Origin of the sequence: Microbulbifer elongatus, assembly GCF_020524885.1 — a bacterium.
Taxonomy (GTDB): domain Bacteria; phylum Pseudomonadota; class Gammaproteobacteria; order Pseudomonadales; family Cellvibrionaceae; genus Microbulbifer; species Microbulbifer elongatus_A.
Genome location: NZ_JAIVKJ010000001.1, coordinates 1,151,382 through 1,172,150, shown reverse-complemented (window position 1 = coordinate 1,172,150; position 20,769 = coordinate 1,151,382). Strand labels below are relative to the sequence as shown.

Sequence of the window (20,769 nt, the reverse complement as noted above, 5' to 3'; positions counted from 1 at the left end):
CTTAAAAAGCCAGGGTCTCTTAAAAAGCCTATGCATAAATCCCTTCATTTTTGTTCAGTTTTTCGCGCTTGCCGAAACTAATCTGAAATCGATTTATCGGCAAAAAAAAGGCCGCGGGGAGCGGCCACAAAACAGGAAAATTTATAGAGTCTTTACTCTCAGCAACATGACACCCTTTGGATCAAGCTCAAACTGGCTCTCCACACGCTTCTCGGTAAACAGATCGGCAATGGCCACCGCGTCCGCGCCCTTCAGGCTCAGATCCAGCTTGGCAGTGTGCTTGCCGATATTGAGAATACTGACCAGGTAGGCGCCGTCATCCTGCTGTACGGCACGCCAGGTAGTGCCTTTGTGTGCGGTACCATTGTCTTCGACGAGATTGACTGCCGGCAGGCTAGGCGCCGCGGCTTCCAGAGCCGCTTCGCGCAGGGCCGCCACGTCGCCCTCTTTGTTCAAAACAATCAGCTTGCCTTTGCCCTGAGACAACTTTTTTTTGTGCGGTTTGCCGTATTCGTCCATGCTCAGGCTTTGCGCGGTATCCACCACAACGGTTCCACCCTTGTTCAGGTAGTCCTGCAGTGCCGCCAGCTCCGATGCGGTAACATACTGGGTGCTATACACGGCAATCACATCCCACTGGCTGTGATCCTGCTTGTTGATGATATTTTCGGTGGCGAAACCCACCGGGAATCCATCGAAGAACAGGCTTTCGTAGGCTTTCCACTGCTCGCTCATATGACGCGGCTTGTTGATGGCGGAGGTTTCCGAGTGGAACAGACGGATGGGACGGCGTTGTTCACGCAGGGCAACAATCTCTTCCGAGAAGCTGTTCAGGTCGTACATCACCTGGGTATAGGCATTAGCAATATGTGGCTGCTGGTTGACCGAGCCAGCAAAGGAACCCGCCAGTGCCGGGTCAAAGAAATTCATTTCCCCTTCGAGACGGTCTTCCGGGGAACCATCCGGATCGCGGGCCCAGAACCACGCCATATTGGCGTCCATGCCCTGCAGGGTTGCCAACCAGTAGACGCTATTCACGTAATCCACACTGGTGTCGAGGTCGCGCCACCAGGAGGAGGACAGGAAATGGCTTTCACTGTTTACATGGATTTTCCCGGGTGAGACCGACTCCATAAAGTCGTAGCTCATGCTCATTTCTTCCCAGAACCAGCTGTAATGCTCTTCCCAGGGTTCCGGTTGCTTGTAACCTAGATGGCGGGTTTCCCGGGTTTTGGCGTCATTGCCGATCATGGAGGTCAGATCGGTCAGTGCCTCGACATCAATACCGTGAGAGCGATTATTCTCGCTGTACATGTTGGGCATGATTTTGATGCTGGTATCCGCATCCGGGTTGCCCTTGTGCAGCTCACCCTGGAGGAAGGTGAACCAGTTGATGGCGCGGTCCATGTTGTAGCGGGACCAGTCGTACCACATCGGGGTACCGCGGGTGGCGGGGTCGATGGGGATTTCGATCTGCACACTGTCGAAGCCGGAGAAATCGCTATCCCAGTTGGTGTTCAGACGCTTGACGTCGCCCTGGTATTTCCCGTCGAGCCAGTTGCGGAATGCATCCAGGGTGTAGGAGCTGATCGCGTTCATTTCCTGGAAGTTCTGGCTCCAGTGGCCTTTTTCACTGTACCAGTGCGGCTCGTTGGCCAGGATGTAGCCCAGTTGGGTCACTTTCTTGCCGCGCGTCAGCTCGCCTGTGTGACTGGCGATTTTTCCCCACACGTCACGCACCAGCGGGTTGTCGATGTCATAGCCGGTAAACAGGGAGCGACCGAGGCGCACTTCCGGTTCTTTCTTTTCAACCCACTCGGGAATACCCATATTCCAGTAAATCAGAAAGCCGACGTTGCTCGGGTCAATGTCGGTGACTTCTTTCATCAACTCATCATCAAAGGTGCCGTCTTCTTTCAGCAGGAAGGAGTTGATGGCGCGGTCGTGGTCCACCGGATAGAGGTTCTCCCCACCGTGGAAAATAGCACCGAGGTGGTCGTTATACACCGCGGTGTCAGTCAGAGGCCGACCTACCGATTTGGAAAAGTAGTCGTAGAGGAAGGCGGGCTTACCATTGCTGAGCAGCACGTTGTCCCCGACTTCGATGTTCTCCCAGTCAATTTTGGGCACCGGGCGACGCTTAATCTCGCCACTTATAACCTTGCCCAACTCCTCGATACTCGCATCGAGGATTTCGATCACTTTGCGGCGCTCGAAATCGGGCAACTCGTCAGCCAGCTGGTCTTTCTTGTCTTTGTAAGGTGCGTAAGCTTCGAACATGTAGGCCACGGCGTCGCGGTTCTGTTCGTCCCAGTTGGCAAACTTGAGGAATTCCCTGGCGAACCACAGAGTGGTTTCTTCACGGGTGACGTCCAGGCCTTTGGCTTGCGCTGCTTTTACCTGAACTTCGAGTGCATCGATTTTACTCAGCGCGGATGCTTCCAGCGGATTGGCGCTGGCAGTATTCTCTTTGGCGGGCTTCTCCAGCGCAGCGGCTTCGGGTTTCTGCTCGGAGCAAGCGCCAAGCCCGAGTGGTAAAAGTGCGGCAATAGCAGCACACAGCAGGGTCTTCTTCATATTATTCTCTCGCAAACAATCTTTTATCTATTCTTAGGTGATGATCGGGTAGCCCGCAGTCGGTGTCAGTTCCCTGCGGTGAGAGTGATCAGGTCAATGGCTGCCAATGTGTCCCGGTTGTAGGCCACGCGGGTCTCGACACTGGCATCCATGGGGCGCAGGCCGATTTTCACGCCGAGAAAGTCCAACTGCTGCCAGTTGGCGAGTTCCAGGCTGAGCGCCATTTGCTCCTTGGTGAGCAGTGAGGCAGGTTCAAAGTTGCCGCCTTTGAATATTTCTGCCGGTGGCATATGGGAGTCGCGCCATACGCCGTAAGGGGTCTCCTTATCGGAAATTCCAGAGAACATAAAACCACGCAACAGGCCGGCCGCACGTGCCTGACGCAAGTGCTCCAACGGCCCCTCTGCACTACGGGCTTCCAGTGCGGAACGGCCCCAGTTGATAGAGATTCCCAGGTCGGTGCCAAGCTCCTTGTTTACCTCTGAAATTGCAGCGATTTCATCAGCCATAGACAGAAAGCCTTTTTCACACTCCATCCGTTCAGAGAAGGCATCGCAATGTTCGATGACCAGCTCCGCTCCATCCCAATCCCAGGACAGAATTTCCCGCAGTGACGCTTTCAGAGATTCTGCGGAGGCGGACGCTCGCGTGCGATTCGGGCTGGTGTGCAGCTGGATAAAGTCAACGGCTTTTCGATTTAGATGGGCGTTGAGTTTTTTCACCGCGGTACACATCTGACGGTAGAACTCGAGGCCGGCTTCGCGCCCGCTTGGGTCGTCGGATGCAATACCAAATGCCGCATTCTCACTCAGGCGCGCCATGATGCCCGGCACGCCGGTGAAGACGAAGTCCCAGTTTGGATCGATGTGCGCGAGAAACCAGTCATCGTCGTGCGGATGCAACTGCCCGGTGAACGGGTGCTCGATACCACGGATATTGTGCAACTGCCGGATTCCATCCAGATAGCTGGCCTGGAGCTCCGGCTGCCAGGTGTCGGTCACGGGGGCGGTCGCATAAGCGGCGAGAATATATTTCATGGTTCTAATGCGCGTTTATCGATTCGAAGGAGTTGAATATTCAGCGGCAAGAGCCGAGCGTGTTACGGCTGGTTCTCGCGGTACAGGTTGACGTAAGCGTCGGCATTTTCGCGCACCTGCTCTACGGTCATGCCGGCGCGGTAAAGGCCCGAGCCCAGGCCAAAGCCAGAGAAACCCGCGGCGAGGTATTCCGGCATATCCTGCGGCGACACCCCACCTACCGCCAGCACAGGTAGGTCCGGAAATACTGCCGAAGCGACCTTGAAGCCTTCCGGCCCAAGGGCGGTAGCCGGGAAGAGTTTCAAGGCGTCGGCGCCGGCCGCCGCAGCCGCCAGCGCCTCGGTGGGGGTACAGAATCCCGGCATGGAAATCAGGCCCAGGCGTTTGGTCTCGCGAATCACGTCTTCGTTCGTATTTGGGGAAATGATTACCTTGCCACCGGCATTGGCTACGGCTCGCACTTGCTCCACCGTCAGTACGGTGCCGGCGCCGACCAGTACGTCGTCACCTATCACTTCCGCCAGTGCCTGAATACTCGCGTAGGGCTCAGGAGAGTTAAGGGGAACCTCGATAATACGGAATCCGGATTCGCGGATAGTCTCGGCGATTGCAACCACCTCGACAGGCTGCACACCGCGGAGTATTGCCACCAGTGGCAGTGCTTCGAGATAACGGGTTACTGGGTTATTGCTCATGTCTATGCTCCAAAATCGCATGGGTTACAGCAGGCCGGCGGTACCGGCAATGGCGACGAGGCCGCGGCGCACTGCGCGATCGCCTTCGATGCTCTCGGACGGAATGTCGTGCAGTTCGAGCGCGCGCTGGTACAGGGAAGTGAGGTTGCCGCCACCCACCAAGGTGACATGGGAGGGGCGGCCAATTTCTGCGGTGACCGTGTGTATTTCCGCCCCGATCAATACCCCGGACAGATAGCTGTGCACTTCCCCCTCGGTCAACTGGAAGGTATCTGATATGGCCCCGGCCACAACGGCGCTGCGCGCACTGAACAGGGTATGCAGCAGGCTGGGATGCTCCGCCGCCATGGCGACACCGCGGTCAAACGCAGCGTCATTGAACGGGCTAGCTATCTTGCCTTCGGTATCTACGGGAATCAGTCGACCCAGAATGCTGTGCTTACACAGGACATTGAACAGCTCACCAGTCATGCAGGTGGCAAAATCCATAATGCCCTGTTCGGGCTCGGCGCTCGCCACAGAGCACAAGTCCACCCTCGCCCACTTGGCGTGGGTACCGGGCAAGCACATCAAGCGCAAACCCGCCGTGCCGCCACTTGCGTTTGTGTTTTCTGCCTGAAGTAACTCAGCGCCGAGGATCTGCACTTCTTCCCCACGCATCACATCGGCGAAGCCACTGAAGGAGCGGCCGCGCACACCGGGAACAATCGCCATGGAAAGCCCAGCGCTGTTTTCAATTTGGCAGAGTTTCTGACCCATCGCCGACAGCGGCAGCGGGCAATCCACATAGCCCGCATCTTTCCAGCCCTGGGCGCTGCCCACCATGCCGGTCATCAACACCGGAAGCTTGCCACTTTCCAACCAGGGCGCGATCTGCTCCAGCAGAAAAGGTTCAAACCCGTTCTGAACGATGGTTAGCATGCCTTTGGGGCTGGTGATTTCCTGCACCAGCTCGCCGTTGCGATCCATGAGGAATGCGCGGAAGTTGGAGCTACCCCAGTCAACGCCGATCAGGGCTGGTGAAGCGCTTGAGTGTTCTGTCATGGAGCTATCCGTCAGATAATAAAAACCCCGGTCGACTACTTACATTCGGTAGACCGCCGGGGCTTCAGATATGGAGTTTGCGACTTGCGGTTTAAAACCGTCAGCTGACGTCAGGCGTCAACTTCAAAGTGTTTGATAAAGTCGCGGTCCGGTTCGATACCGAGACCCGGGCCCTTCGGCAGGGCTACTGTGCCGCCACTCTCCGCCACCTGCTCCTGGATACGCAGGGGCTCGGTAAGCAGCTCTTCGCGGAAGCGGTTTGGCGTCGTGTCGTATTCCAGCATTGGCTGCACCGGGTGCGCGGCGCCGGGCAGGTCCGGCAGTGCGGCTAACAGGTGCAGGTTTGTACCCACTGCCACGGCGGAGCCCCAGACGTGGTTCACTACCGGAATAAAGTTGGCGGTCGCCAGTGCCAGTACTTTCTGGTACTCGGTAATGCCACCCAGAGCACAAACTTCCGGCTGCAGGATATCCACACAGCGGTTCTGGATGAGTTCCCGGTGACCCCAGCGAGTGAACTCGCACTCACCACCAGAGATATTCAGGTCCAACGCTTCGCACAGGTCGCGATAGCCGCGGTAGTCTTCCGGTGCGACGGGCTCTTCAAACCAGTCAACCCCCAGCTTTTCGAACTCGCGGCCCATAGGGATGGCTTCGCGGGTGGTGTACGCGTGGTTGGCATCGACCATCAGGCCCACGTCGTCGCCGATGGCGTTACGCACCGCTTCCACCAGCTCTACGTCTTTCTTGTGACCCAGGCCGGTTTTCATTTTCATCGCCTTGAAACCTTTCTCGCGGATGACGACGGCTTCGGCGGCAAAGCGCTCTTTCAGGTCGGGCACACGCTGCAGCATCATGCCGTAGCCGTATGCGGGAATACGCTCGCGGAAGGCGCCGCCGAGCAGCTGGTACACCGGCTGGTTCAGGGCCTTACCGGCGATATCCCACAGGGCAATATCCACACCAGACAGGGACTGCATGGGCATGCCCTTCTGGCCGTGGTCGCGCAACAGGTTGTACACGGTGTGCCAGATCACTTCCCGATCCATTGGGTTCATACCCAGGATCATCGGCTGAATCACTTTTTCCACAATGGCCTTATTGGCAAAGGCCACATTGCCACCACCGAAACATTCACCCCAGCCGGTGATGCCCACATCGGTTTGCACTTCCACCAGGTGGGTGGTGCGCTTCAAATAATACTGCTGTGAATACCCCAACTCTTCTTCGAGATCGTATTGCAGTACGTGGCTGATGATTTTTGTTATTTTCATGGAGCTATTCCCAAATCTGTCCCCAAAACTATTCCCAATACAATCCGAGTTTTATTTTTTAATCGCCCGCGTCACCCGCTTCGGCGCCAGATAATCGTCCAGTGCCAGGTGCGAGCAATCCACGCCGATGCCGGATTGCTTCACGCCGCAGTGCGGCAGATCAATGGCGTACTTGATGCCGTTGATTTGTACTTCGCCAAATTGCAGCTGGGCCGCGCAGCGCTCGGCTTTTTCAATATCCGCCGTAAAGATGAACGAGGACAGACCCGCATCGGTGTCATTGGCCTGAGCCAGTACTTCATCCTCATCGGTAAAGGTCAGCAAGCTGATCACCGGGCCAAACACTTCCTCATCGTAAAGGCGCATCGTGTTGTTTACGCCGTCCAGCACGGTGGGTGCGTAATAAGCGCCCTTTGCAAGACCTTCCGGTTTATTGCCGCCGTGCAGCAGGGTCGCACCCTTCTCCACCGCATCTTTTACCAACCCATCAATGCGCTGCCAGGAACCCTGGTCAATGACCGGCCCCATATCGATATCCCCATCGCGGTCGTAACCCACTTTTACCGCTGCCGCGCGCGCCAGTACTTTTTCCCGGAAGGCATCGGCAACACCCGCTTCCACAAATACCCGGTTGGGGGTTACACAGATCTGGCCGGAGTTAGCGTATTTGACGCCACAGATAACATCCGCGGCCTGGTCAAGGTCCGCATCGGCAAATACCAGCGCCGGCGCATTACCGCCCAGCTCCATGGAATACCGTTTGATGGAAGTGGCACCGGTGCGCATCACATGCATACCGGTTTGCGTGGAACCGATTAAAGTCAGCAGCGCGGGAATGGTGGAGGCCGAAATGGCATCGCCAATCTCGTGATCCACACCGGCGATGATATTCACCACACCCGCCGGCAGGCCGATCTCAGCGCAGAGTTCGCCAACCGCGTAAGCGGAAAGTGGTGTCTTGGAAGAAGGCTTGATCACAATCGGGCAGCCAGCGGCCAGTGCAGGCCCAAGCTTGTAAGCCAGATTCAACAGCGGGAAGTTCCAGGCCAGGAAGGCGGCAGCCACGCCTACAGGCTGACGCGACAGGGTATGCACGTGGGTGCCTTCCCGATCCACCAGGGACTCTGCGTGCAGTCGGGTAATTTCTTCTGCGTAGAACTCGAGGCTGTGCACGAGCATCTGGTAATCGTCTTTGGTGGCCGCCCAGGGCTTGGCCATTTCCAGGTGGATGCACTCGCGCAGGTGAGTTTCATTGGCAAGGACCGCATCACGCAGTTTGTGCATCCAGCTGACGCGCTCGGCGACGCTGGTGGTAGACCAGGAAGGAAATGCAGCTTGTGCGGCTTCCAGTGCGCTGTGGGCGTCTGCAATGCTCGCCTCGGCGACGCTGGCGACAACTTCTTCAGTCGCCGGATTGACGACGTCCAGGTAAGAGTCGCCTTGCAGCGCGCCCCCGATGTACATGCGCTTGGCCATTGCCATAGTGAGTCCCCTGTTGCTAGCCCAGGTGGCGACTGCGCGAAAGAAGCCCGCAACCACCTACCTCAAGCTTATTGATTCGTTCCAGTTACGAACAATTTAAACATATGATGTTTACACTAACAATACGTTTGTGAAGATTCACAGCCATTTGGCCCGGCGGATCGGCAACAAGACAGACGAAAGAGAACAGAAGGAGAGCAGCAGCAAATAGCGGGAGCATATGCAGCGGCCAGAAATAAAAAAGCCGGCGCCCGTGAGGACGCCGGCAAGACAACACTTTGTGCGCAACACGCATAACCAAAGTGGGAGTGTGGCGAGATGAGAAACCACACTCAATCGTGGTAGAGCACCGAGCGCCCTCCGTCCACAACAAGACTGTGCCCAGTCATGAAACTTGATTCACTACTTGCCAGAAACAGTGCCGGATAGGCGATTTCTTCTGTGCTGGCGTTGCGGCGCAACGGATGCACATCGCCGATGGCCTTACGTATCGCCTCGGGATCTTCGGTTTGCTCCCAGGCCTTGAATGCGTTGGGAGTTTCGACCATCCCCGGACACAATGCATTCACACGGATATTGTCGGGGCCAAATTCCACCGCCAGGGTCCGCGTCAGTCCCACTACCGCATGCTTGGTCACCGCATAGGGAAAACTGTCCGGCACGATTTTGAAAGAGTGCACAGAACCGATATTAATAATGCTGCCACCGCCGGCCGCTTGCATCATCGGCAGCACCGCTCGACAGCAGTGCCACATTCCATCCACGTTCACGGCAAAGTTCTTCTGCCACTGCTCCCGCGACACATCCAACACACTTTTGCCCATCGGAGTCAGGGCGGCGTTGTTTACCAGAATGTCCGGGCTTCCCAGCTGCTCGCGGGTGGCCTCCACCATGGCGTTGACCGACGCCTCATCGGCAATATCGGTATTGGCAAAAATAGCCTGCTGCCCTGCGGCCCTCAGCTCTTCAACCAATGCCAGGCCGCGCTCAACATCAATATCCGCCACACAAACTTTTGCGCCTTCGGCAGCAAACAGACGGGCGATGGCACTGCCAATGCCATCCGATGCACCGGTGACAATGGCGACCTTACCTTGCAGACGTGCACTCATAACTACCGCTCTCTATACATCCGCCACACTGGTGACTCAGGTCGCCAGTTCCGGCTTTGCAGCTGTATCGGGACGAACCAGGTCTTTTTCGATCTGCTCGATAGACTTATTTTTCGTCTCCGGCAGGATCATCAGCATGACCAGCATACCGATAAACGCAATCACACCGTAATTCAGGAAAGTATTGGCCGCTCCGAGGTGCTCCAGCTGCCATGGGAAGAACTGCTGGATCAGATAGCTGGAAATACTCTGCACCAGCGCGGCAAATGGCAGTGCCACACTGCGCACCCGGTTGGAGAAAATCTCAGAGAAAATCACCCACATCACCGGCCCGATAGACATATTGAATGCGGCAAGGAAAGCGAAAATCCCGAAGAGCACAAAGCCCGCACTGATTTCAATGGTGGAATTGATGATGGGCCCGCTCACCAGCGGCACATCCTTCTTCGAGTAAACTGCGGCGATATCGTTCTTCAGCTCAACATCGTTCTCGTAAGTCTTGCCGATATAGGGAGCCAGCGGCGTTGCATCGACCTGCTGCGCCTCCAGGGTCGCGATCGCATTTTCATCCAGGGTATAGCGGGCAGACTCAAAGCCGTACCAAGTAGATGCATGGGCAACCACAATCAGCGCAAGGCCCGCAAGCGTCAGCACACGGCGGCCAAGCTTTTCAACCGTAGTGATCGCCACCAGGGTAAACACCACCGCAACCAGACCGAGCACAATGGTCTGCATAAAGCTGTCTTCCACGCTCATGCCCACCTGCTCAAACACAGTCGGCGCGTAGAAAAGCACTGCGTTCATGCCGGTCGCGCCCTGCACTACCGCATAGCAAACTGCGATGAGCACCACGAGGCGCATGGGCTTGCTGAACAGGGTTTTAAGCTGATCCAGAGTGTTGTTACTGCGCTCTTCATCAATACTGCCACGCACTTCGTTGACCAGGCTGCTCACCTGGGACTCAGGCGCAACACGGGCAAATACTTCACGCGCTTCCTGTTCGCGGCCCCGGGTTACCAGCCAGCGTGGAGATTCGGGAATAGTCAGCAGCAGGGAGAACCAGATGATATTCGGCACCAGCTCGAAACCCAGCATCAGCCGCCACACGTTTTCGTTGTGAATCCAGCTGATATCCGCCATGGATTTGACGAGGAAATAATTGACGATAAACGCCAGCAGGCTGCCCAGGGTAATCAGCAACTGATTCACCGAGACAAACTTGCCGCGCTTGTCCGCCGGCGCCACTTCACCGATATACATGGCCGAAACCGTGATCGAGGCGAAGGCGACACCACCAATAAAACGGCCGAGGACCAACATGTTGTAGTCCACGGCGAAGGCCGAAATAAGTGTGGAGAGAGAGTAAGTACCTGCAATGGCAAGCAGTACTTTCTTGCGGCCAAAACGCTCACACAGGGTACCAGTGAAAAACAGCGCAATAATCACACCGACGATGGCACAACCCACCAGGGTGCCCACCTGCATGCTGCTCAGCTCAAACTGGGAGCTGACGAAGCGCACGGCGCCGGAAATATTTGCAGCATCCAGTCCGAACACAAAACCGCCGAAGGCGGCGATCAGTGCAAACTTGGTGACATTACTGGCGGCACTATTGTTATTCATTGTTGGTACCTTGTTGAATTCTTCATCGCTGATCGCCGGTAGGAGACCCCCAGCGACCTATAGGACTTATTTAAACATATGATGTTTAGGGTGGCAACGCATTCCTTTTGCTCAACCCGTGTCAGCCGGCCACAGCACCATCCAGTATCACCGCGGGTTCTGGCTGTCCCTGCACCGCATTGCGGTACACCAGTGTCACGCCGTTGGCGACGGGGGCATCGGTTGCATCTTCCAGGCCCACCGCGGCAGTGGTCACATACATATCGGTAAAGTCTTCGCCGCCAAACGCCGGGCAGGTAGTGCGGATCACCGGTGCCCTCAACGCGCCCAGCACCTCCCCTTGCGGGCTGTAACACTGGGTGCGGGCCGCGTCCCACAGGGAAGTCCACATATTGCCTGCGGCATCGGCTACCGCGCCGTCCGGGATCAGCTGCTCCTCTGCCAGGTCCAGGTGCACCTCCCGCTCTGATTCCGGCCACCCGGTCTGTGCATCCAGCGCCAGCTTGTACACGGTGTTTGCGGCGGAGTCGGCGTAGTACGCCAGGCGGCGCTCGCGATCAAAACAAAGACCATTGGGCACGGTCAGTCCGGTATCCAGCTTGCGCAGCTCACCCCGGTACCAGCGATACAGGTTGCCCTGCCCCGGCTCACCATTTTTGCCCATGGTGCCAATCCAGAAGCCACCCCAGGGGTCGGCGCGACCGTCGTTACTGCGGTTGCCCGGGATTTCCGGCTCGAGCGTACACAGCAAGGTCTTTTCACCGGTCTCCAGGGACAGGATATTCAGGCCGCTTTCACAGGCCACCAGCATGCGCTCGGTATCGATCCACGCCAGCGCAGAAGGCATCTCGCCGAGATCCCATTCATCGACACCGGATTTGCCCCGGGCCAGAACACGATTGTTCAGCAGATCGACCCAATACAGGGTCTTGCGCTGCGGGTGCCACAGAGGGCCCTCCCCCAATGCACAGATTCGATCATCAAAGACTTCCGCAGAAACGTCTGCCGGATTGGATTCGGTACTAGCTGTCATATGGTTATGTTCACTGTGCTGGGCAGAAGCGCGGGGAACACCGAGGCCGATCGCCAGGGTGCCCAGCAGCCACTGCCGGCGGTTCACCTGAATTATTGAGTTACCCACGGCTTACCAGTTGGTCACGGAGCCATCCGGCTTCCTCAGGTGCGGCGGCTCGACGGGTACCGGTGCGGATTGACGGAAGGCATCTTCATTCACCTCTACGCCAAGCCCGGGGACTTCCGGCACTACAAAGTCGCACCCATCCAGCTTGTGCTGGACCGGGAACAGTGCCGAGTCGTGGAAACCGAATTTGCAGAAAGGCCCCTGGTGGGTTTCCATCAGGCTGAAGTTCGGCAGCACCGCGGCAAAATGGTTGGAGGCGGCAGTGCACACAGGTCCCAGCGGATTGTGCGGCATTACATCCACATAGTGGGTTTCCGCCAGGGATGCCGCTTTCATCGCCTCGGTAAAACCACCGATATTGCACACATCCACACGCAGGTACTGGGTCAGCCCGCGCTCCAGGTACGGCGCCGCCGCCCACTTGGAGCTGAATTCCTCACCAATGGCAAACGGCACCTCGGTCATGCCGCGCAGGGTGGCGTAGGCATCCGGGGACTCGTTGCGAATCGGTTCCTCGATAAAATCCAGGGTGCCCGGTGCCAGGCGCTGGCAGAACGAAGCTGCCTCGGCCACACCGAGGCGGTGGTGGTAGTCGATACCCAGGGTGATATCCGGGCCAATGATCTTGCGCAGCTCGGTGAGGCAGCGCGCGGTGCGCGCGATGGAGTCGCGAGGCTCAAACACTTCCGGGTGATCAAATCCGGCGGGAATCACACGGATGGTGGCCCAGCCAAGATCCACCAGCGCCTGCACCTCTTTTACCAACTCATCCAGGCGATCCGGGTCGGCCTCGGTATAGCAGCAGGCAAAGGTGGGAATACGCTCGCGCTGCTTGCCGCCGAGAAGCTGGTATACCGGCACCCCCAGCGCCTTGCCGACGACATCGTGCAGCGCAATATCCAGTGCGGACATGGCCGCGGTAAACACGCGACCGCCTTCAAAGTAATGACCGCGGTACACTTCCTGCCAGATGCGCCCTATTTGACGCGGATCCTTGCCCAGCAGGAACGGGCGGAAGTGGTCCATGGCCCCGATCACCGCGCGCTCGCGACCGGACAAGCCAGACTCACCCCAGCCGACGATGCCGCACTCGGTGACCACTTTGACCAGCAGCTGGTTGCGATTGCCTACGGCACCGAACAGCGTCTCAATAGCTTCAATTTTCATCGGTATTCCCCGTATCAGGCGTCAGGTTTCTGTGGGATGCGATACTGGTCCATGCGATCCACATCGTATTTTTCGAATTTGCGCTTCAGCAGCCAGCGCGGGCGTTCCAGTGTCAGCTCCCAGGCAAACAGGTCTTTGAACATCTGCTCTACCCGCTCAGGCTCTTTGCCCGCCAGGTTGTTCTGCTCGCCGATATCCTGAGACAAATCGTAAAGTTCAGCCGGGCGGTCTGCGTGGCGAATCAGTTTCCAGTCGCCGTCGCGAATAACCGCACGGGTTTCCTTTTTCCAGTACATCTTTTGGTGCGGACGATCGGTGTTTTCCCCGGTCAGATAGGGCAGCAGGTTTACCCCGTCGATCTTGGACGCGTATTCATTGCCGCCAGCTGCCTCATAGAAGGTAGGCAGCAGGTCGAGTGTGGAAACCGGGAAATCGTAATCCACTCCCGCTGGCACCTTGGCCGGCCAGCGCAACAGGAAAGGCACGCGCAGGCCGCCTTCGAGGTGGTTGGACTTGGTTCCCGCCAGCGGGTAGTTGCTGGAAGCGTTCTTGTCGGTGGGACCGCCGTTGTCATTGGAGAAAACCACGATGGTATTGTCCGACAGTCCCAGCGCCTCCAACTTGTCCATGACCCGCCCGGTTGCACGGTCCATGGCCAGGGTCATGGCGGCCAGCTCGCGGCGCTTGCCGCTCAACTGCGGGAAACGCTGCATATCTTCTTCCAGCGCTTCCATGGGCGTGTGTACTGCATTGAACGCAAGGTAAATAAAGAACGGCTGATCCTGGTTCTGATCGATAAACTGCGCGGCCTCATCGGCCAGCACATCGGTCAGGTAGCCTTCGTGCTCCTCGTACTGCCCCAGGCCGCGTTCCAATTTTTTGTCATAGGCGGAAGCCACATTACCCAAGGGGTTCTCGCCGTCGTACTTGAAGTAACTGCGGTCGCCACCGCGGAAGCCGTAGAACTCGTCAAAGCCACGGTTCAGGGGATGGAAACGGTCGGCGTCACCCAGGTGCCATTTGCCGTAGACCGCAGTCTTGTAACCAAGGTCCTTCAGGTAGTCCGCCATGGTTTTTTGATCCAGCGGCAGCCCCATGTCCGCACCGGTGAGCGCAGAGTTCTCACTCATGTAGCCGGGCACATTGATTTCTTCATAGCCAAAGCGCTGCTGGTACTTGCCCGTCATCAGGCCAGCGCGGGAAGGACCGCAGGTAGCATCGGAAACATACCCCTGGGTAAACCGCACGCCCTCACCCGCAATCTTGTCCAGATTTGGGGTCTGCATGACCTCGCTGCCCTGAAAGCCGAAGTCGTTAAAGCCGGCATCGTCGGCAAACAGCAGGACGATATTCGGCGGACGCTCAGACGCTCCACTGGCAGAATCACTTTTGGCACAGGCGCTCACTGAGATCACAGCCAGCACGAAAAACAGAATCTTTGTTTTCATTATTTTCTTTATAACTCAACGCTTAATCGAAAAGCCCCTGAACCTATCGGCAAGCGGGTCGTGCCAGCCGGAAGCATTGCAGGGGCATCTTTCAAGTCATCCAACCTGTGAGATTAGAAGATACCGGTGAAGGTGCTGCTACTGGTAACCAAACTGTCGGTACACTCCCCGGGGACACCCGAATGGGACGACTGAATGCAATGACACGACATTTTGCACATTTATTGGTCAATTCATAGCAATAATGAGCATTCAAACATATGATGTTTGTTAATGCAATACGTTTAATATAGGGTAAACATGCTCGCGTTTGAGCCTGCGCCAACTGCAAAGAAACTGACCGACAAACACCCCTCAGTACTCGCATATTACGACTCTCATGACTAACCCCATGACTAACTCCCATGACTAGAAAGCTCACCAATCCATTACACGCCTTACTGATCGCTTTCGCGCTTACAACGGCCCAGGCACAAGAGGTTCGACCTCTCGGTGCAGTGGCGGGGGAGCAGCGATGGCGAGAAATGGGCAAGCTGTCTGACGACTTCAGTGGCAATCACCTGGCAACCGCCAAGTGGATCAGTGCCCCCAGCGACCTGGTTATTGGCGCCTGGACATTCGACAGTGACAGCGCCTACGTGCGAGGTGGCAAGCTGAACATCGCAGCCACTCAGGAAACCCACACGCGCAGCTTTCGAGATGCCTGCAATGGCGGAGAGAAAGAAGACAGAGAGCTTTACTACAAGTCCGGAGCGGTGAAATCTGTTCACGACAGCGTTTACGGCTATTACGAAGCGAGCATGAAAGGGGTAACACTTTTCCCCGGACTCAGCCCGGCTTTCTGGATGTACAGCGACGGCCACCCGTATCCGGACCGCAACGTGCCCGGCAGCGTGGATTACAGTGAAATTGATATCGTCGAGTTGCAACAGGGAGACTGGTACGGCCCGGGGCCAGATGATGTAGACCCGATCCACGTTATGGACCACAACCTGCACGCGCGCATTGTGGGCGAAGATGGCAAAACCTATTGGCGACGCCCCAAGCCCTTCCCTGATTCCCAACTACTAAAGTTCGACGCCCCCTTTGATCCCTCGAAAGACTTTCACACTTACGCGGTGGAGAATCGCAAAGATATCATCCGCTGGTATGTGGATGGCAAGCTCATCGGAGAGAAACCCAATCTCTTCTGGCACCGCCCGATGCATGTCATTTTTTCCATGGGGTTGCGCCGGCAACTCATCAAGTACAACGAGAAGTGCAATCGGGCGGATCCCAATCCGGAAACGGTAACGGCAGAGGGCTTTCCCGGTGACGCCACCATGCAGGTGGATTACGTCAAGGCCTGGGAAGTTTTGCCATCGGTGTGGGTGGGGAATGCCGAAAAGCACCGCAGTACCGATTATCAGAGTGGCGGCCAATTGGATGTCAGCGTGGGGTACCACGGAGGCAGCAATCACCATGTAGTGCGTGATAAGCACAACGGCATCACGGTGAACCTAACCGAAAAAAATGCGCAAGGTTTTGTAAGGATTGTCGCGAGCGCTTCTGACTCCACCACTGCCAGCGAGGACAAGCGATACGGCGGAATCGTACACCTGAAGCTCGACCTGGCAAGCGTGACACCTTCGACAGATCTGCCTCAAGGTCACTACTACTCTCTAGTTCCGGTTTTCCAATCATCCAACGGTAATGATGTATTTCCACTGACCAATATTGAGCCTATCACCGTAATCGGTCCGCTCCGTTAAAATAGTGGGGATAGCATACTCGCAGATAGTCTAGGCCCAAGAGTCATTCCAGAAGAAGAAACACTCAGGGAAAATTGTGCTGACGATCACTGACTAAACTCGCCCCAACCACCAGAGCCATCCGGTGATTGGGGCCTTCTTACAGCTGTTTACTCGGCTTTCTGCCAAACACGCACATATTCGATAGCGAAATCCACCACGCCATCGTCCTTCTCACCCTCAGGGCTGTTGCGCTCCAGATCTTCCTTGCTTTCCGGAAGACCAGCCCACGGGAAGATTTCCTGATCCAACCATAGGTAAATCGGCTTGGTGGCTACGTAACCGTCGTAGTCATCGGGCACCTCGCGGTTTTCCCGTGCCCATCTGGTGGCCTCTTCCGCTGTTACCGAGGTGAACAGCTTTCCATCCACGTAATACTTAACGCCGGTCTCGTCCCACTCGATACCGTACACATGGAAGTCATCGGCCACGCGGAATCCAAGATCCTTGCGCTCGGTGTAGGTTGGCTTACCACGCAACTTGTCCCAGTCGCGAATGGACCACCAGAGCTCGCGATCCTTGTCTTCCTTCCCCGCCTCGCGGTGGCTGCCGAACTGCTCAAAGAAATCAAATTCCAACCCCTCCCCCATTGACCAGAACGCGCTGGACACTTCCGCGTCCGCCGCCTTGCTCTTGATTTCGATGTAGCCATATTTGAAGGGTTTACGTGAAATAAAACAGGCGGTGGTGATATTTTCATGGGGCATTGCCTCGCCAAACACCGGCACCCGAATTTCATCGGTGAACGGGAAATCCGGCTCCCAGCGGGTTTCCAGTATCAGCTTTCCGTCTTCCAGTCGGTAATTGCGCCCTGAGAACTGGGACGGCGCACGCCCTTTCCAGACTTTCTTCTCGGGGTTATCCGGGTGCTTGTAGACCGGCTTGCCATCTTCGAACTTGCCGACGATATACCAGCGGTCTTCGTCGATAGTGGGCGCATCGAACTCATCGCTGACCACACTGTTGTATACCCACTTCCCGCTATTCTGAGGATCCGACAGGGGGTACACCTCTGCCGCTACTGCTACCTGGCTAAGGGCGAGGCCGCCAAGTCCGCTCAATACCGCGCCCAGCGGTACTTTCTTGTTTATACGCATTTCCGCTTCTCATTATCGATTTCACAGTTTTCGCCGTCCGCAGCCCCCGGACAGATGGAGGTGGGTAGACAAGCCCCAACCAAACATATTATGTTTGAAGTGGTAATATCAAGAGGCTACTTTACAATCCTTTTGAGCCAACCGCGGAGCAAGTCAGATGGCGAAAATAAAGATGGATCTCGGGGCGTGTATCGCCCTTCTCCTGCTGTTGCCAGGCTTCGCTTATGCGAAACAGATAGAGATCGTTAAAACTGGTGAAATCATTCAAACCTTTCGAGAAGTGGAAACCACGGTCTGCGGACCACTCTCGGTGAAAATCGAAACCGAGAAATTCCCTGCCACTGCAGATAACCACCTATATATTGAAAAAACAGGATTAAAATTTATTCCCGGCTTCAATGGGCCACCCACGTACTTTCACGTGTCAGCCAAAATAGACCCGATGGGAAGATCTGCAACGACCATTGGAGAGCTTCTAGATAGCAAAAATGAAAGATCTTCATCACTTGGATTTATTCCGTTAAAAGCATTGTGCACACCCGAAGGCCTAGTTCTGCAGTATTGGCTAGGTGGTCGTGGAGAGAACAACCATAGAATCTTTCGAATTAATTCAAATAAGGCTGAAAACCTGGTTGTAACTCCTGTCTCGTGGGCTGAGATCAAGGATCACTACAAGTGAGTACTCCCGGATTTGTGCACCTAGATTAAGACGTTCAAGGCTTCAACTGATTCCATGACAAAAAGTAAAGCAACTATTGAACCGATCGATATCGAAGGCTTTCCAGCGTTTCGAATTCAGAACCCACATCTGTCACTGGATATAGTTCCGGAGTTAGGCGGAAAGATAATCAGCCTACGATCTGGCCCTGCGTTACAAACTGAGTGGTTGTGGAAAAATGACAGAATCGCGTATCAGGTCGCGGAGCTGGGGCACAGCTACACGCTGTTGCACGATACCGGAGGGGTGGATGAGTGCTTCCCAAGTGTAGATTCTTGTGAACTACCACAGAGCGCGGGAGAATGGTCCGGACTCACCTTGCCCGATCACGGCGAACTTTACAGCCGCCCCTGGACACAGCAAGAATATGAAATTACAGACAATGGCTCCGCCACGCTGAAACTGAAGCACCACTGTACGACGATGCCAGTGGTATTTGAGCGCCGCCTGACGGTCTCACCAGACCGGGGGGAAATCCGGTTCGAATACGGTGTACAGAATCGAAGCGACAAAGCTGTTCCGTTCAGCTGGTGTATGCACCCGGCACTCGCCATTGCACCAGGTATGAAGCTGCGATTACCGCACAACCACCAACTGCATTGTTCGTATGCCAGCGACAATGCTCCATTGGTTACCGGTGATTTATTCCACTGGCCACTGGCTCTGAACGGCGCCGACATGTCCGTCATTCCTGATCTGGACGCTCACCGGAATAGCGATTGCGGCTTCGCCGCCAAACTGCTTTCCAACACGGATCTTTTCGATTGCACCAGTGGTAATACACCGGCCGTTGCCGGCTTGGAGAACCCAGCCACCGGTGAGGCATTGCACTTTTTACTGCCTCCAGCGGAGGTGCCGCATATCGCCCTGTGGCTGAATTACCATGGCTGGTCCGGCGATGAAGGTGCACCATACTTTAATTTAATTATTGAGCCAGCTGTAGGGAACGGAGATAGTCTTGACACTTTGATTCGGCGAAGGGCATCACCGCTAATCCCCTCTCTTTCATCTCGTGCGTGGTCTTTTAATATTCATATACGCACAACGAAAGCCTGAAAAAACATAGAACTAGCGCAAATGGCGACTCGACCCCGCATAATCAGCACCATCGTTAAATCGCCTGGGATGTGTAGCGGTCACGTGCAGTGACTTAGCCACGTGAAATCAGCGATACCGATAGTTAATCATAGATCAGCAAGCCCCTTCCCTTGACCATTTGGCTATTCGTCATCAGTCCAACCTTGCTCCAAATACTGCGCAAAGTCGGGCCATAAGCCATTATATTCTGCAATATTTTTCAAATATCGACGCTTATGGTTTCGTGAGACTTTCGGTGAATACTGCTTACGACAGTAGTCACGAAACCACAGGACATCCTCAAGCGTCCAATTTCGCGGAGCGGTTCCACGGTTCTCCCAAATCGTTATCGCTACTTTAAATGCGCGAGATTGCCAGTCGTGATACTCGCTGCGGAGACTTCCACGCCTTGCTCTAGCAACAATCTGTACTTGCCTCTCTACCACTGATATCGAATCAGGCATGTCTGGTCCTCCCGTAAGCCCCCACATACGAGTTCATGATCTCAATCCGGTTGTGCCCTAGCCTTCTCGCTATAATTTTTCGTGCGGCACGATCCGTCTCATAACTAGCAAGTCGATCGCTATCTAAGTTGATATTACACGGCGGTGGACAGCCCGTCAGTTCGATATACCAACGTGCAGCCACAATAGAACGTATCTCCCTCAGTGTACTCAAACCAACATTCTTCAGTGCCGGCAAAAGTATGCGCGACGAAGAACGCAGAAACTGGTCCCTGCTGCAGCCATCAGGAATAATCGTGAACGCACCTTCGATCCGCTCATTCACTTGCCGCAGAAAATTTTGGGCTTCAAACGAAGCAGGAATCGCGCGTGTTACCGACCACCCACGCCCCCCTTTTGTACCTCGACGCACGTCTATCTGAACATCGATCTCGATTTCCCGTAGTGCGGCTGGTACGTCAATTAACGCCCCCTCTCGTGCCCGCAACCCAAAAAAATCAATCATGTTCAGGTGATCTAGCTGTGCTTCGGGGACGCGCCCTCTTAGCATACGTGCGACAGCACCCGGAGGAAGTACCATCACCGGTCTAGTCCGGCAATTAGTTCGACGCCTGCCAGTGAGCTGGGCCGGAGAAAGTGACTGCCATTTTCCATGAGTCAATAGCACTAGAACCACGTTCACACTAGAAATCAGGTTCTGAGCATAAGCTGCGGAGTACGCGGCATCGAGATTCTTAGCATATTCGATGACATGCTTAGGTGCGACGTCGATCATGTCTCGGATCGAGAACCTTTGCTTCATGAATGCAGTAAAGAGCTTAAATCTTGCGAAATGGCTTTTTACGGTCAGATCTCCAATATCGCCACGTAACAACTTTTTCCTGAGCGCCTGTCTAGCAGCAAACTCAGGAGCACGGCCGTATCCACCATTACGCTGCATAGCTATGACCCTCTTCAATGGAACGTATGTTTTTCCCAGTAACAGTCGAATAGTTCAGCGGATAGGAGCCACGTTAGCGGCCA

16 protein-coding genes are annotated in these 20,769 nt (G+C 55.6%); 3 read left to right on the top strand and 13 right to left on the bottom strand.

Annotated elements, in window-relative coordinates:
* Positions 1-141: 141 nt before the first annotated feature.
* The 11 genes from LC059_RS04980 to LC059_RS04930 all read right to left on the bottom strand — a co-directional run bounded on the left by LC059_RS04980 (position 142) and on the right by LC059_RS04930 (position 14,600).
* Positions 142-2,577, bottom strand: a complete 2,436-nt coding sequence (locus LC059_RS04980; RefSeq protein ID WP_226702704.1) for an alpha-amylase family protein — start codon at positions 2,575-2,577, stop codon at positions 142-144.
* Positions 2,578-2,642: 65 nt separating this feature from the next.
* The gene (locus LC059_RS04975) at positions 2,643-3,614 is read right to left on the bottom strand and encodes a DUF4862 family protein (protein WP_226702703.1); all 972 of its coding nucleotides are present in this window, start codon (positions 3,612-3,614) and stop codon (positions 2,643-2,645) included.
* A gap of 62 nt (positions 3,615-3,676) precedes the next feature.
* Positions 3,677-4,309 (bottom strand): 2-dehydro-3-deoxy-6-phosphogalactonate aldolase, encoded by a 633-nt coding sequence (locus LC059_RS04970; protein WP_226702702.1) that lies wholly within the window; start codon positions 4,307-4,309, stop codon positions 3,677-3,679.
* 24 nt (positions 4,310-4,333) lie between these two features.
* On the bottom strand, positions 4,334-5,353 hold the full coding sequence (locus LC059_RS04965; RefSeq protein ID WP_226702701.1) for a 2-dehydro-3-deoxygalactonokinase: 1,020 nt from the start codon (positions 5,351-5,353) through the stop codon (positions 4,334-4,336).
* A gap of 110 nt (positions 5,354-5,463) precedes the next feature.
* On the bottom strand, positions 5,464-6,627 hold the full coding sequence (locus tag LC059_RS04960) for a mandelate racemase/muconate lactonizing enzyme family protein (protein WP_226702700.1): 1,164 nt from the start codon (positions 6,625-6,627) through the stop codon (positions 5,464-5,466).
* 51 nt (positions 6,628-6,678) lie between these two features.
* The gene (locus tag LC059_RS04955; RefSeq protein WP_226702699.1) at positions 6,679-8,109 is read right to left on the bottom strand and encodes an NAD-dependent succinate-semialdehyde dehydrogenase; all 1,431 of its coding nucleotides are present in this window, start codon (positions 8,107-8,109) and stop codon (positions 6,679-6,681) included.
* 332 nt (positions 8,110-8,441) lie between these two features.
* Positions 8,442-9,221 carry an SDR family NAD(P)-dependent oxidoreductase gene (locus tag LC059_RS04950; protein WP_078086107.1) on the bottom strand — a complete coding sequence of 260 codons (780 nt, stop codon included), beginning with the start codon at positions 9,219-9,221 and terminating at the stop codon, positions 8,442-8,444.
* 36 nt (positions 9,222-9,257) lie between these two features.
* Entirely contained in the window at positions 9,258-10,877 is a 1,620-nt protein-coding gene (locus tag LC059_RS18045; protein WP_226703185.1) for a sugar porter family MFS transporter, read from the bottom strand.
* An 88-nt stretch (positions 10,878-10,965) separates the two neighbouring features.
* Complete coding sequence (locus LC059_RS04940) at positions 10,966-11,985, bottom strand: SMP-30/gluconolactonase/LRE family protein (protein ID WP_226702698.1); 1,020 nt, start codon at positions 11,983-11,985, stop codon at positions 10,966-10,968.
* 3 nt (positions 11,986-11,988) lie between these two features.
* Positions 11,989-13,152 carry a mandelate racemase/muconate lactonizing enzyme family protein gene (locus LC059_RS04935; protein ID WP_226702697.1) on the bottom strand — a complete coding sequence of 388 codons (1,164 nt, stop codon included), beginning with the start codon at positions 13,150-13,152 and terminating at the stop codon, positions 11,989-11,991.
* A gap of 14 nt (positions 13,153-13,166) precedes the next feature.
* Positions 13,167-14,600, bottom strand: a complete 1,434-nt coding sequence (locus tag LC059_RS04930) for a sulfatase (RefSeq protein WP_226702696.1) — start codon at positions 14,598-14,600, stop codon at positions 13,167-13,169.
* 404 nt (positions 14,601-15,004) lie between these two features.
* On the opposite strand from LC059_RS04930, the gene LC059_RS04925 reads away from it, so the two are divergent.
* Positions 15,005-16,351, top strand: coding sequence for a family 16 glycosylhydrolase (locus tag LC059_RS04925; protein WP_226702695.1), 1,347 nt, complete (start codon positions 15,005-15,007; stop codon positions 16,349-16,351).
* 149 nt (positions 16,352-16,500) lie between these two features.
* Here LC059_RS04925 and LC059_RS04920 read toward each other — a convergent pair whose 3' ends face one another.
* Complete coding sequence (locus LC059_RS04920; protein ID WP_226702694.1) at positions 16,501-17,487, bottom strand: family 16 glycosylhydrolase; 987 nt, start codon at positions 17,485-17,487, stop codon at positions 16,501-16,503.
* 157 nt (positions 17,488-17,644) lie between these two features.
* On the opposite strand from LC059_RS04920, the gene LC059_RS04915 reads away from it, so the two are divergent.
* Entirely contained in the window at positions 17,645-18,166 is a 522-nt protein-coding gene (locus tag LC059_RS04915; RefSeq protein WP_226702693.1) for a hypothetical protein, read from the top strand.
* A gap of 54 nt (positions 18,167-18,220) precedes the next feature.
* Positions 18,221-19,261: a hypothetical protein gene (locus LC059_RS04910; protein ID WP_226702692.1), complete on the top strand. Its 1,041-nt coding sequence runs from the start codon at positions 18,221-18,223 to the stop codon at positions 19,259-19,261.
* Between the two features lie 477 nt (positions 19,262-19,738).
* Here LC059_RS04910 and LC059_RS04905 read toward each other — a convergent pair whose 3' ends face one another.
* Positions 19,739-20,686 carry a hypothetical protein gene (locus LC059_RS04905; RefSeq protein ID WP_226702691.1) on the bottom strand — a complete coding sequence of 316 codons (948 nt, stop codon included), beginning with the start codon at positions 20,684-20,686 and terminating at the stop codon, positions 19,739-19,741.
* Positions 20,687-20,769 lie beyond the last annotated feature (83 nt).